Genomic DNA, 13,646 nt, shown 5'->3' on the forward strand with positions numbered 1-13,646 from the left:
CTTACAGATAGTTCCTGTGGGAGCGGGCTTGCTCGCGAAAGCGGTAGATCAGTCAACAATTATGCCGACTGGCACTCCGCATTCGCGAGCAAGCCCGCTCCCACATTTGAACGGCGCCCGCCTCAAGTTTGCGCCGTGCCTGTTATCATGCGAGGCATTCCCTCGCACAGGATCGCCGCGCTCCCCATGGATTACCGCAAACCCTCCGTCCGCAAAAGCATGCATTCGCGCATCGTCCAGGAACTGGGCATGCAGATCGTTTCCGGACGCTTCTTGCCCGACGACAAACTGCCCGCCGAAGCCCTGTTGTGCGAGGAGTATGCCGTCAGCCGGCCAGTGTTGCGCGAAGCCACGCGGGTGTTGGTCGCCAAGGGCCTGGTGTATTCCCGCCCGCGGGTCGGCACCGTGGTCAAGCCGCGCCGGGAATGGCACATGCTTGACCCGGACGTGCTGCATTGGCTGATACAGAGCAGCCCGCAGAATGAGTTCTTCAACCTGCTGACCAGCGTGCGCAGCATCATCGAACCGGGCGCGGCCGCCCTCGCCGCGCAGTTCGCAACCGACGACGACATCGCCTCCATCGGCGAAGCCTACCAACGCATGGAAACCGCGCCCACGCCGGAAGCCTTTCTGCAACCGGACCTGGATTTCCACAGCCGCATCGCCGACGCGACCCACAACGATCTGTTGGCCAATCTGTGCAATATGCTTTCGGTGGCTATTGCCGAGTCGTTGAAGCATTCGAATCAGCGGCCGAATCTGCAAGAACGGGCATTGCCTCGGCACAAGGCGATTTTGACCGCCATCGAGAACCGTGATGCGCTGGGTGCGCGAAATGCGACGCTGGTGCAGCTCGACGATGCTCGCGATGCGTTGAATCTGGTGCTGGGCACCGCTCCTTCCTGACCACCACAAATCCCTTGTAGGAGCTGGCTCGCCAGCGAATGCGGTCATGAGTCTTGCATCGCCGATGCGGACCTCTTCGCTGGCAAGCCAGCTCCTACAAGGGATAGTGTGGAATTTTAGATATAAAAAAGCCGCAACCCTGAGGTTGCGGCTTTTTTGTTTCCAATCGCGGATCAGTGAGCAAACAGCGAATTGCCCTTCTGCCCCGCCAGTTTTTCCGGCTTGATCAGGAACCGCGCCAGTGCCGGCAGCAGCCACAGCGCGCCGAACATGTTCCACAGCAGCATGAAGGTCAGCATCAGCCCCATGTCGGCCTGGAACTTGATGGCCGAGAAAATCCAGGTGCACACGCCAATGGCCAGGCACAGACCGGTGAACAATACGGCCTTACCGGTGGACTTCAGCGTCTGGTAGTACGCTTCTTGCAGCGGCAGGCCGGCACGCAGGAAGCTTTCCAGGCGGCTGTAGATGTAGATGCCGTAGTCCACGCCGATCCCCACGCCCAATGCCACCACCGGCAGGGTCGCGACCTTCACGCCGATGCCCATGAAGGCCATCAGGGCGTTACCCAGTACCGAGGTCAGAACCAGCGGCAGCACAATGCACAAGGTCGCCGCCCAAGAGCGGAAGGTGATCATGCACATCACCGCCACACAGATGTACACCAGGATCAGGATGGTCAGCTCGGACTTCTTGATCACCTCGTTGGTGGCCGCCTCGATCCCGGCGTTACCGGCGGCGAGGATGAATTCCAGGCCTTCCTTGTTGTTTTCCTTGGCGAACTCTTGCACCGCATGCACTGCGCGATCCAGGGTTTCGGCCTTGTGATCGTTGAGGAACACCAGCACCGGCGCCAGGGAGCAACTGTTGTTGTACAGGCCATCGGCCCGGGCAATCGAGTTGTTCAGCACGTCCGGGTTACGCGACAGGGTTTCCCATTTCAGGTTGCCCTCGTTCATGCCCTTGATCATTTGCTTGGATACGGTCACCAGGGAAATCGCCGACTGCACGCCCTCGGTGTTCTGCATCTTCCACATCAGTTCGTCGATCGGCGCCATGGCTTCGTAGCGCGAGCAACCTTCGGACTTGGTCTTGACCATCACCACCAATACATCGGAACTGGTCGAGTAGTTACTGATGATGAAATTGTTGTCCTTGTTGTAGCGCGAGTCCGGACGCAGTTCCGGTGCGCCCTGGTCGAGGTCGCCGATTTTCAGGTTCTGGCTGTACCAGAGGCCGCCGCCAAAGGCGATCAAGGCCAGCAGGACCGAAACCGGGGCGACTTTCGCACTGGCAAAGTTCGCCAGCAGGCGCCAGAACGGATGTTCGCGGGTCGCGTCTTTCTTGCTGCGGTCCACGGCGCGCTTGCTGATGCCGACATAGGAAATCGCCACCGGCAGCAGGATCAGGTTGGTGAACACGATCACCGCCACGCCGATGGACGCGCCGATGGCCAGCTCGCGGATCACGCCGATATCGATGATCAGCAGCGTGATGAAACCCACGGCATCGGCGAGGATCGCGATCATCCCCGGCAGGAACAGTTGACGGAAGGTCCGGCGCGCCGCCGTCAGGGCGTTGTCCGCGTCACTGGATTGCAACGCGATACCGTTGATCTTCTGCACGCCGTGGGAAATACCGATGGCGAAGATCAGGAACGGCACCAGCATCGAGTACGGATCAAGGCCGAAGCCGAAGAAATGCATCAGGCCCAATTGCCACACCACCGCCACCAGCGTCGTGCTCAACACCGCCACGGTGCTGCGCATGCAGTTGGTGAACCAGTACAGCAGGATCAGGGTGATGACGAAGGCGATACCGAAGAACATCACCACCATCACCAGGCCATCGATCAGGTCACCGACCTTCTTGGCGAAACCGACGATGTGGATCTTGACGTTGGGGTTCTGCAGTTCGAACTTGTTGCGGATCTTGTCTTCAAGCTCGTGGGAGAACTTGCGATAGTCCAGCGCCAGCAACTTGCCCTGGTCCTGAGGGTCCGGATAGGACTCCAACAACGGGATGTCGACGATGCTCGACTTGAAGTCGTTGGCCACCAACCGTCCGACCTGCCCGGACTTGAGGACGTTGTTGCGCAGCAGGTCAAGGCTTTGTTGCGAGCCGTTATAGCTCTGCGGGATCACTTCACCGCCGGCGAAGCCCTCCTCCGTCACCTCGGTCCAGCGCACGCTCGGACTCCACAGCGACTTGAGGCCGGAACGGTCGACACCGGAAATGTAGAACACCTCGTCGTGAATCTGGCGCAGGGTCTCCATGTACTCCTTGGAGAAGATGTCGCCGTCGGTGGCCTCCACGGAAATCCGTACGGTATTGCCCAGGTTCGCCAGATCGTTGCGGTGCTCCATCATCTTCTGAATGAAGGGATGCTCCAACGGGATCATTTTTTCGAAACTGGTGGACGGCCGGATCAACGTCGCCTGCCAGAACAGGAAGATGCTGACCAGCAGGCAGATCGTGATCACTGCCGGGCGGTTGTTGAAAATCAGGCGCTCAAGAAACGTCGCCTTGTCCTGATGATGAGTACTCAAGGAAGTCATAGCCCCGCCTTCTTATTATTAACCCGGCTCATTTGCCCAACTCGGCGCCGTTTGGCGATGTGGCGCGAACGCCGCCCTGTCCAGCCAGAATCAGATTGCCATTTCCGGCTGCGGTCACCGACGAGAGCGAGATACGATCCCGACGGTTGAAGACGCTGAAGGTCTCACCGTTATCGCTGCTGCTGATCACCGACCCGCCGTTGCCGACAATCACGATGGAGCCATCGTCAAGCAGTGTGCCGCCGGACAGACCGAATTCCAGGTCACCGCGTTCAGCCTTGAGCTCGACTTGCTCCCAGGTGCTGCCGAAATCCGTGGAGCGGTAAAGATTGCCGCGCAGGCCATAGGCCAACAGCGTATTGGCTTGCGCGGTGCCGATCACACCGAACAGCGAGCCTTGGTACGGGCCTTCGAGTTTCTCCCAGGTCTGGCCCCAATCGGCGGAGCGGAACATGCTGCCCTGCTCACCGACGATGAACAGCCCGGCGTCCTTGACTGCAGTGATTGCATTGAGGTGGTACTGGTCTTCGTTGTCCAGGCGATCGCTGACGTCTTCCCAGTGCTTGCCACCGTCGGTGGTGGCCATCAACGAACCATAAGCGCCCACGGCAAAGCCGCTGCTGGCGTCCTGGAACCAGACGTCGAGCAGCGGTGATTCGCGTTTCAGATCTTCGAATTGCTTGGTCCAGGTGATACCGCCGTCCTCGCTGGCGAGGATCTGTGCGTCATGACCGACGGCCCAGCCGTGCTTGTCATCGACAAAGAACACCGAGGTCAACAGTTGCCGGGTCGGCACCTTGGCCTGGGTCCAGGTCGCGCCCTGGTCATCGGAATACAGAATGTGCCCACGATCCCCGACCGCCACCAGGCGCTTGCCGGCGTGCACGACATCGAGGACCAGGCTTTTGCTGGCCTTGGCCGATTCAACGGAATAAACAACGTCGGATGCCGGCGCGTCAGCTGCCAGCACAGGCGCCGACCACGCGGCAGAGCCCAACAGCGAGAGCGCTGTAGCCAGCAACGCGAATTTGCGTAATGCCGGCGGGCGGCAGATACCCACACCCATGACAGGCTCACTCATAAACCTTCCCCCATTATTATTGTTAGGTCATTAAACCTTTCTGGGCGCCGCAAGGGTGCATACCGGGATCACCTGTTTCAGAGCACAGTCCTGAAACCCGCAATCCAGAGCCCCTTCGGAAGCTGGCTTATCCTATAGAGGTTTTTGAAGGGCTGACAATCGACGGTGCGTTATGTTTTGTTAACCGTGGGGGGATGTGGTTTTTCTGAATGGTTGGGTATTTGTTGGGGTGATGTGGGTTTGGTGGTTTGGTGGTTGGGTGGTTGGGTGGTTGGGTGGTTGGGTGGTTTGGTGGTTTGGTGGTTTGGTGTGTATATCCGTTTCTTCGGTAACGGCTACTTATGGTTTCGCCCTTACGGCGAGTCACTTTCGAAGAGCGCGAAAGTAACCAAAGCGCTCTTGCCCCACCACTCGGTGCCTCGCTCAGACTCGGCATGCCCCTGTGGGAGCGAGCCTGCTCGCGAAGGACGTCAACGATGACGCGTACTGTCTGGATGAATACGGTGTCCAGAGTTTTTCGCGAGCAGGCTCGCTCCCACAAGGGATTGGGTACATCCGCAAGAGACACGTCGGCTGCCAGGCCGTCATCGCTGCGATGCGGAGCCCCGACAAACCAGCTCCCACAGGGGATTGGACGCACCCGCCAAAACAGCTCGAGTGTCAGCTCGCCTCGACGGCTGTTGATTTTGATTCACCCGCCCCTTCGGGAGGCTGAGGGGAGGTGTTCATCCGGGGAGTGGCGCGCAGCGCCGTTCGACGCAGTCGAACACGCTGCATATAGGTGCAGCGAAGCCAACCGGAGGGCAGTGTCCCCGGATGGATGCCGGAGCGAAGGAACCCCGAGCCTTGGCGAGGGGCCGGACGCCGGGGCGAGCCTTTTTGGGTACTTTTTTGGCGTTTGAAAAAAGTGCCTCGCCGTAAGGGCGAAACCGCCAGTGGCCTTTACCGCAGGAATGGATATGTACTCGGTCAACAAAAGAAGGGTCGGCTAGCAGGCCGCCTTCGCTGCGATGCGGCGCCCCGACAACCCAGCTCCCACAGGGGATTGGACGCACCCGCCAAAACAGGTCGAGTGTCAGCTCGCCTCGACGGCTGTTGATTTTGATTCACCCGCCCCTTCGGGAGGCTGAGTGGAGGTGTTCATCCGGGGAGTGGCGCGCAGCGCCGTTCGACGCAGTCGAACACGCTGCATGCAGGTGCAGCGAAGCCAACCGGAGGGCAGTGTCCCCGGATGGATGCCGGAGCGAAGGAACCCCGAGCCTTGGCGAGGGGCCGGACGCCGGGGCGAGCCTTTTTGGGTACTTTTTTGGCGTTTGAAAAAAGTGCCTCGCCGTAAGGGCGAAACCGCCAGTGGCCGTTACCGCAGGAATGGATATGTACTCGGTCAACAAAAGAAGGGTCGGCTAGCAGGCCGCCTTCGCTGCGATGCGGCGACCCGACAAGCCAGCTCCCACAGGGTCCGGGTGAACACCTGCGGGAGCGGCAAAGAGATCAAGCCAGGCTTTTGCTGACCACCTCAAACACATCACTGGACAGTTGCCCCGAAGCCCGAATCCGCTCCAGCTCGCCTTTCATCAACGCCTGACGCGTAGCGTCATACTTGCGCCAGCGGGTCAGCGGCGCCAATTGCCGGGAAGCGATCTGTGGATTGAACCCGTTCAACTCGATCACCAGATCCGCCAGGAAGCGATACCCCGAACCATCCGCCGCATGGAAGTTGATCAGGTTCTGCCCGGCAAACGCACCGATCAACGCCCGTACCTTGTTCGGGTTCTTGAGGTTGAACGCAGGATGTTGCATCAACGCCTTGACCCGCTCCAGCCCGCCCGGCAATACGCTGCCGGCCTGGACGCTGAACCACTGATCCATGACCAGCGGGTTGTCGCTGAAGTGCGCGGCGAAACCGGACAGTGCCTTGGCTTTCTGTTCCTCGAACGGCGAATTGACCAACACCGCCAGCGCGGTCAAGCGCTCGGTCATGTTGTCGCACGCGTCGAACTGTTCCAGCGTCGCGGCCAACACTTGCGGCTTGCCGCTGAGCATCAGGTACGACAACGCAATGTTCTGCAACGCACGACGGGCGAAATGCTCGGCCTCGGCCACATACGGAGTTTGCTTCGACAGGTCGCGGTTAGCCTGATAGCGCAGCCACAGACCTTCGAACAATGCGTCAGCCAATTGCTTGCGGGCGAACTCGCGGGCGGTGTGAATGGCTTCGACATCCGCCACTTCACTGATCTCGGTCAGGTACGCTTCGCTCGGCAACGAAAGCATTTCGGCGACCATCGCCTGATCCAGCGACTCATCGGACAGCACAGTGCGCAAGGCCGCCACCAGACGCTGATCGAGAACCAGCGCTTCGCCTTTCTGTTGCTGGGCGATCAGTTCCTGCAACACCTGCACCGACAATTGCTGGCCGGCGTCCCAGCGATTGAAACCGTCGCTGTCGTGCTGCATCAGGAACATCAGTTGGTCGCGGTTGTACGGGAAGCTGAGCTTCACCGGCGCGGAGAAGCCACGCAGCAAGGATGGCAGCGGCTGCTCGGCGATGTCGACGAAGGTGAACGTTTGCTCGGCCTCGGTCACGGAAATGACCCGCGAAGTGCCTTGCGCGGCTGCTTCACCGGCAAGACGCAGAGGCATTTCAACACCCTTGCTGTCCAGCAGACCGAGGGCGACCGGAATCACGAACGGCAGCTTTTCAACCTTGTCCGGGGTTTGCGGGCAGCTCTGGCGGAACGTCAGGCTGTAGGTCTTCGCCGCCGCGTCGTAGGACTCGCTGACGGCGAGACGCGGCGTACCGGCCTGGCTGTACCAGCGCTTGAACTGGGTCAGGTCGACACCGTTGGCGTCTTCCATGGCCTTGATGAAGTCATCGCAGGTCACGGCCTGGCCGTCATGGCGTTCGAAGTACAGGTCGCTGCCTTTGCGGAAGCCTTCGGCGCCCAGCAAGGTGTGGATCATGCCGACCACTTCGGAGCCCTTTTCGTACACGGTCAGGGTGTAGAAGTTGGAAATTTCGATGAAGCTGTCCGGGCGCACCGCGTGGGCCATGGGACCGGCATCTTCGGCGAACTGGTGGGTGCGCAGGTAAGCCACGTCCTGGATGCGCTTGACCGTGGCCGAGTTCATGTCGGCGGAGAAATGCGAATCGCGGAATACGGTAAAGCCTTCCTTGAGCGACAACTGGAACCAGTCGCGGCAGGTCACGCGGTTGCCCGACCAGTTGTGGAAGTACTCGTGGGCCACGATCGCCTCGACCCGCTGGTGTGCGGCGTCGGTGGCGGTTTCGGCCTTGGCCAGCACGGCGCTGGAGTTGAAGATGTTGAGACCCTTGTTCTCCATCGCGCCCATGTTGAAGTCGTTCACGGCAACGATCATGAAGATGTCCAGGTCGTATTCGCGACCATAGACCTCTTCGTCCCAGCGCATGGATTTCTTCAGGCTGTTCATGGCGTGCTGGCACTTGTCGATGTTTTCCGGTTCGACGTAGATGCGCAGCGCCACGACGCGATCGGTCATGGTGGTGAAGGTGTCTTCGACGCACCACAGATCACCGGCCACCAACGCGAACAGGTACGCCGGTTTCTTGAACGGGTCTTCCCAGGTTGCCCAGTGCCGGCCATCTTCGCCAGGTCCTGAGGCGATCGGGTTGCCGTTGGACAGCAGCACCGGGTAGCTGTGCTGCTCGGCGACCACGGTGGTGGTGAAGGTGCTCATCACGTCCGGGCGGTCGAGGTAATAGGTGATCTTGCGGAAGCCTTCGGCTTCGCACTGGGTGCAGAACATGGTGCCGGACTTGTACAGGCCTTCCAGCGCGGTGTTGGTTTCCGGGTGGATGCGTACGCTGGTGTCGACCGTGAAGGCTGTGCTGGTCGGGTGCAACGTCAGGTGATTCTCGGTCAACTGGTAGTCGGCAGCCGTCAGTTCGCGGTCGGCCAGGGTCACCGACAACAAGTCGAGTTGCTGACCGTCCAGCACCAGCGGCGGCAGTCCCGGGCCCCGCTCGGGATTGCGGCGCATCACCAGTTGCGCATGGACCAGGCTATGGTCCTCGTACAACTCGAAGGTCAGGTGTGTTTCGTCGATCAGGTACTCGGGCGCCTGATAGTCCTTGAGGTAGATCATCTTCGGTTGTTCGGTGCGCATGCTGGAGTCCTTACTGATGCACGGCGAGCTGGTAGGCCGTGTATTTACGAATGTTGATCACGCCGGTATCGAAGATCAGGTACTGACCCTTGACCCCCATCAGCGTGCCTTCGGCAATGGGCTGCTTGTCCAGGTTGAAGCTGACGATCTTGGCCGGGTACTGCTCGACCGGGTAGCGGATCTCCAGCGGTTCGACATCGCTGACTGGTTGAATCGCCTGCAGGCCAAATCGCTCCTGCAACGCGAGCAGACCTTCGGCGCAACTGTCGAACAGTTGATCGCGAACCCCGGCCAGATCCACCGACACCGCGTCGCCCTTGAGCAATGCGCGCCAGTTGGTCTTGTCGGCCACCTGGCTGCGAAACAGGTCCTCGACGAAGCCGGATTGCTGGCGAGTCGCGACACGCATGATCGGCAACGCCTGACTGGCGCCCTGATCGATCCAGCGGGTCGGCAACTGGGTGGCGCGAGTGATCCCGACCTTTACCCCCGATGAATTCGACAGGTAGACGATGTGATCGGTCATGCAGAACTTCTCGCCCCACTCCGGCTCCCGGCAGGTGCCGGCGTCGAAATGGCAGCGTTCCGGGCTCATGATGCAGACATCGCACTGAGCCAGCTTGGTCATGCACGGGTAGCAATAACCCTGACTGAAACTGGTTTTGGTCTTGCGTCCGCAATGGATGCAGTGGATCGCACCCAGGTATTCCAGGCGCACCGTGGTGCCGATCAACGGATTGACCGGTACCTCGACGTCGCCCAGACGAAAGGCGTACTGCACGTTCGGCCCGTCCAGGCGCGCCGACATTTTACTGATTGCACCGCGGCCAATCTCGATCAATGGATGGCATCCGACTTGAACAGGATATTCGGCACTTCGATCGACTTCGACGCACATTCCTGCGGGCCCATGTAGCCAGTTCGCTCTTCCTCGGGCAGGTTCTGGATTTCCCAGGCGATCATCGCTTGCAGCGACAGTTCGCGTTGCTCGGCGGTGAGCTTGCCACCGTCGGACCATTTACCGATTTCCACCGCCAGTTTCAGGCTCTGGTAGATGTCCGGGGTGATGTTCTTGATCATTTCGTTAAAAGAGGACATTGGGTCTCCGCGTTCTCTATTTACATAAACTGTTTCAGACGGCCAGTTTACGGCGGTTGTACAAACCACCCAACAAACCGGTCAAGCATCCGACGAGCAGCCCGCTGACATGGGCCGCGTTGGCAATTTCACCGAAGCCGATCATCGAGACCAGCCCGGACAGGCACAGCAGCAGCCAGACCAGCATCATCACCAGCACCCCGCGGGGCAGGCGATAAGCGGCGTTCGGCGACAGCAGCTGGAAGATCCAGCAATGCCCGAGCAGGCCGTACAGCACCCCGGACAAGCCGCCAAACAGGCTCGGGCCACTGAAAAGGTATTGGGTGTAGTTGGAGACCAGGCTGAACAGCAAGGTCAGGCCGACCAGGTTGATGCTGCCCTGGCGCGATTCGATGCGCCGCCCCAGCTCCCAGTACCACATGCCGTTCATGGCCAGGTGCAGGATGCCGAAGTGGATCAGCATCGGCGAGACCAGTCGCCACCATTGCCCCGCCGCCAGGCTGTCAGCCAATGGCGTGAAGTGGATGTACTCGCCGACTACGCGAAAATCGAGGAAGGTGAACCAGCGCATGGTGTTGAAGTTGTCGCCCAACATCGTCAGCGCGCCCACCAGCAGGCTCAGCAGCAACACCAGCGCGGTGGCCTTGGCGTAGCGGACCTGCTCGACGAAACCCGGACGGCGAACAGTTTGCGCCACCGGAATGTCCAGTTGCTGATCAGGATCGCCCGCCGGAAAACGCTCATACAAGGCGCGCACGTCCTCGCTGATGTTGTCCGGCACCCACAACACCTGCTCGCCTGCCTCTTCACTGACCCGATGCGGTACCTGCATGCGTTGCAGCAATTTGACGAAGCCGCTCAGGTCCACCGCCAGCGGCAGCCGTAATACCGCTACAGCACTCATTGCAACATCCCTCTCATTGCAAAACCTCTGGCCGCTCGACATTGACCCAGACGAATTTATGCGGATCGAGCCGCGTTTCCTGATCCAGGCGATAGGCCACCAGTTTGCCGTAGAGCACGGCACTGTAATCAAGGCAGGCCAGGTTCGGACGAATCGGCGCCGGTTTGCCGCTGCGCCAGTAGTGGCCAACGAACAGCAACGGTTCGTCGATGCCATAACGTAACAGGCTGTTCTTTTCACTGGACGACAGGGGTGTTTGCGCGACCGGATCAGGTAGCGCGTCGGGCTGGAACACGATGTCGCCATAGGTCTGCGGGTCGTCTTCCCAGAATTTGGTACGGAAGAACGAACGGATCAGGCCATCGCCACTGGTCATGGTCAGCCCATGGGGCAGGCGCATGTCGGTGCCGCGCAACAGACGGTCGAACACGGTGCAGGCGAAACTGCCCGGCATGGCTGACGCCTGGAGAAAGTGCTCGTCGACGCAGCCATCGGCAAACAGAGCCCTTAATGGTTCGATCAGGCCAGCGTCCCAACAGGCATGCACCACGCGGAAACGTCCGGCATCGACGAACAGCGGTAATTCATAGAACCACTGCTGGAAGTCATGCCAATCCGCGGGATGGTGTTCGAACTGGGTGAGGGTTTCCTGCAGCAACCGGGCATGGCGCGGAGTATGTTCGCGTACATATTGCTTGCCGCTGCCGGGCAAGGCCGGCGTGACCCAGCCCAGCGCATTGAACTCATGATTGCCCATGATGCACAGTGCCTGACCGGCCTCGACCATGTCGTGGACGATGTGCAGCGCCTCGCGAATCCGCGGGCCGCGGTCGATGATGTCGCCGACGAACACCGCCATGCGCGAGGCATGGCGCCAGACGCCGCCTTGTTTGTGATAACCGAGCCGGTCGAGCAAGTGCTCAAGGGTCAGAGCGCAACCGTGCACGTCACCGATCAGGTCGTAGCTACGCGCGGGATCGAGCATCAGTCGCCTCCACCACCCAACTTGCTGCCCCAGCCGAGCTTGGTCCGGCAGACTTCGTAGTAGTTGTGGTCGAGCGGATGGATCAGCCGCAGCTTCTGGGCTTTCTTGCTGACGGTGATGGTGTCGCCGGGCGCACAGGTAAAGTGGTTCTGCCCGTCACACGAGACTTGCGGGTAAATCTGCATATCCTTGGACACGACGATTTTCAGCTCACTGTTGCCGTCGACCACAATCGGTCTACCTGACAAGGTATGGGGGTACATCGGCACAATTACAATGGCGTCGAGCTTGGGGTGCATGATCGGGCCACCCGCCGACAGCGCATAGGCGGTCGATCCGGTGGGCGTGGCGACGATCAGGCCGTCGGCCTTCTGGCTGCAGACGAACTGACCGTCAATGTACAGCTCGAACTCGATCATCCGCGTGGATTTGCCGGGGTGCAGCACCACGTCGTTCAACGCATCGCCCTGGCCGATGGCCTCGGCATGGCGGCGGACTTCGGCCTGCAGCAGGAAGCGGTTTTCCACCAGATAGTGGCCGTCGAGCACCTCGGCGACCTTGATTTCCAGCTCATCGGGACGGATATCGGTGAGGAAACCCAGGCTGCCACGGTTGATGCCGAGCACCGGGATATTGTGCTTGGCCAGCGCCCGGGCGGCACCGAGCAGGCTGCCGTCACCGCCGACCACAATCACCATGTCACACACTTCGCCGAGCATCTTGCGCGACGAGGTTTGCAGGCCGTGGCCCGGCAGGACTTCAGCGATGGTGTCTTCGAGGATCACGTGCAGGTGACGATCGAGCAGAAACCGTTTCAGTCGGCGGACGGTATCCAGCACCTGCGAACTGCCCAGGCGACCGATGATGCCGATATTACGAAATTGCTCCATGGGGCTCCTATTGGGACGCGGGGGGCCTGCAACGGCGAAAAACACGATTATGGGCGAAAGCCGGGAATAGACAAAATCCTTTCAGCGACAAGGATGTACTCCTGTTTGAGGCTATGCTCGCAAGATGATCCTATTTCCAGATTTGCTGCAGTTACCCCACCAGTTGCGCCACCCCGAAGTGCGCGACCTGGCATGGGTCATCCTCGCGCCACCGATGCTCGCCGACACGCCGTGGCCGCAACGCCATCCGCTGGCCGGGAGCGACTGGGTGCAGGCACCGGATCGTCTGGAGCACTGGCTGCGACGGCTGGACCAGGACAGCTACGGACTGCTGCACTGGCTGTCCCAGGCCCGCACCCGGCGCCTGGGCCTGTATTACGAGCGCTTGTGGCAATTTGCCGTCGAACACGCGCCCGGTATCGAGTTGATCGCCGCCAACATGCCGATTCGCCGTGAAGGCCATACCCTGGGCGAACTGGACTTGCTGCTGCGTGATCGCGACGGCGTTCATCACCTGGAACTGGCCATCAAGCTTTACCTCGGTCCGCAGAACGGTAATGGACAGGAAACGGCGCAATGGCTCGGTCCCGGTTGCCATGATCGGCTGGACCGCAAACTGGCGCACCTCAGCCAGCACCAACTGCCGATTTCCGCGCGCCCCGAGAGCCGCGAAGTCCTGGCGGCGCTGGATATCCACCAATTCAGCGCGCATTTGTGGCTGGGCGGCTATTTGCTCTATCCATGGCCGGGGCAAGCGGCGCCCCCGGGCGGTGCGCATCCGCAGCACTTGCGCGGCCGCTGGTTGCATCAAAAGGATTGGGCTGAATTTGTCGGGCAGAGTCCGCCCGGTCGCTGGCAACCCCTGCCCCGCCATGCGTGGCTGGCACCGGCGCACTACCCTGGCGAACAGACCTGGAGCCGCGGGCAGTTGCATGCCTGGCTGAGTGAGTTGTCCCCCGTGGCACCGGCGCAATTGCTGGTGCGGTTGACGGAAAATGCCAATGGCGATTGGGAAGAAGCCGAGCGGGTGTTCCTGGTGGCGGATCTTTGGCCGAATGTGCCGGGGCAAGGTTGA

Annotated in this window: 10 protein-coding genes; 2 read left to right on the forward strand and 8 right to left on the reverse strand. The window is 60.5% G+C overall.

The features are described from left to right. The first annotated feature begins 186 nt into the window (after positions 1 to 186). Positions 187 to 906, forward strand: coding sequence for a FadR/GntR family transcriptional regulator (locus tag BJ917_RS03110; RefSeq protein ID WP_158602463.1), 720 nt, complete (start codon positions 187 to 189; stop codon positions 904 to 906). Between the two features lie 173 nt (positions 907 to 1,079). Here BJ917_RS03110 and BJ917_RS03115 read toward each other — a convergent pair whose 3' ends face one another. The 8 genes from BJ917_RS03115 to BJ917_RS03155 all read right to left on the reverse strand — a co-directional run bounded on the left by BJ917_RS03115 (position 1,080) and on the right by BJ917_RS03155 (position 12,571). After that, positions 1,080 to 3,464: an RND family transporter gene (locus BJ917_RS03115; protein ID WP_121101800.1), complete on the reverse strand. Its 2,385-nt coding sequence runs from the start codon at positions 3,462 to 3,464 to the stop codon at positions 1,080 to 1,082. Between the two features lie 28 nt (positions 3,465 to 3,492). Next, a complete protein-coding gene (locus BJ917_RS03120; RefSeq protein WP_096511050.1) occupies positions 3,493 to 4,545 on the reverse strand; it encodes a YCF48-related protein in 1,053 nt (350 codons plus the stop codon). Positions 4,546 to 6,036: 1,491 nt separating this feature from the next. Then, the gene (gene pepN, locus BJ917_RS03130) at positions 6,037 to 8,694 is read right to left on the reverse strand and encodes an aminopeptidase N (RefSeq protein ID WP_121101806.1); all 2,658 of its coding nucleotides are present in this window, start codon (positions 8,692 to 8,694) and stop codon (positions 6,037 to 6,039) included. 10 nt (positions 8,695 to 8,704) lie between these two features. Then, positions 8,705 to 9,535: a DUF2797 domain-containing protein gene (locus BJ917_RS03135; RefSeq protein WP_121101809.1), complete on the reverse strand. Its 831-nt coding sequence runs from the start codon at positions 9,533 to 9,535 to the stop codon at positions 8,705 to 8,707. Then, entirely contained in the window at positions 9,532 to 9,792 is a 261-nt protein-coding gene (locus tag BJ917_RS03140) for a YeaC family protein (RefSeq protein ID WP_019579318.1), read from the reverse strand. Before BJ917_RS03140 ends, BJ917_RS03135 begins: the two co-directional genes overlap by 4 nt. Positions 9,793 to 9,826: 34 nt before the next feature. Next, positions 9,827 to 10,696: a rhomboid family intramembrane serine protease gene (locus tag BJ917_RS03145; RefSeq protein ID WP_096511042.1), complete on the reverse strand. Its 870-nt coding sequence runs from the start codon at positions 10,694 to 10,696 to the stop codon at positions 9,827 to 9,829. A 13-nt stretch (positions 10,697 to 10,709) separates the two neighbouring features. After that, entirely contained in the window at positions 10,710 to 11,684 is a 975-nt protein-coding gene (locus tag BJ917_RS03150; RefSeq protein WP_372237701.1) for a metallophosphoesterase, read from the reverse strand. After that, positions 11,681 to 12,571 carry an NAD(+) kinase gene (locus BJ917_RS03155; protein WP_011333623.1) on the reverse strand — a complete coding sequence of 297 codons (891 nt, stop codon included), beginning with the start codon at positions 12,569 to 12,571 and terminating at the stop codon, positions 11,681 to 11,683. Before BJ917_RS03155 ends, BJ917_RS03150 begins: the two co-directional genes overlap by 4 nt. A 124-nt stretch (positions 12,572 to 12,695) precedes the next feature. Between BJ917_RS03155 and BJ917_RS03160 the strand changes: the two genes are divergently transcribed. After that, on the forward strand, positions 12,696 to 13,646 hold the full coding sequence (locus BJ917_RS03160) for a DUF1853 family protein (protein WP_096511039.1): 951 nt from the start codon (positions 12,696 to 12,698) through the stop codon (positions 13,644 to 13,646).

Origin of the sequence: Pseudomonas sp. WPR_5_2, assembly GCF_003634475.1 — a bacterium.
GTDB lineage: Bacteria > Pseudomonadota > Gammaproteobacteria > Pseudomonadales > Pseudomonadaceae > Aquipseudomonas > Aquipseudomonas izuensis.

Excerpts from the sequence above, each read along its gene's own strand:
- BJ917_RS03110 (WP_158602463.1), top strand. The coding sequence starts at position 187 with ATGGATTACCGCAAACCCTCCGTCCGCAAAAGCATGCATTCGCGCATC.
- BJ917_RS03115 (WP_121101800.1), bottom strand. The coding sequence starts at position 3,464 with ATGACTTCCTTGAGTACTCATCATCAGGACAAGGCGACGTTTCTTGAG.
- BJ917_RS03120 (WP_096511050.1), bottom strand. The coding sequence starts at position 4,545 with ATGAGTGAGCCTGTCATGGGTGTGGGTATCTGCCGCCCGCCGGCATTA.
- pepN (WP_121101806.1), bottom strand. The coding sequence starts at position 8,694 with ATGCGCACCGAACAACCGAAGATGATCTACCTCAAGGACTATCAGGCG.
- BJ917_RS03140 (WP_019579318.1), bottom strand. The coding sequence starts at position 9,792 with ATGTCCTCTTTTAACGAAATGATCAAGAACATCACCCCGGACATCTAC.
- BJ917_RS03145 (WP_096511042.1), bottom strand. The coding sequence starts at position 10,696 with ATGAGTGCTGTAGCGGTATTACGGCTGCCGCTGGCGGTGGACCTGAGC.
- BJ917_RS03155 (WP_011333623.1), bottom strand. The coding sequence starts at position 12,571 with ATGGAGCAATTTCGTAATATCGGCATCATCGGTCGCCTGGGCAGTTCG.
- BJ917_RS03160 (WP_096511039.1), top strand. The coding sequence starts at position 12,696 with ATGATCCTATTTCCAGATTTGCTGCAGTTACCCCACCAGTTGCGCCAC.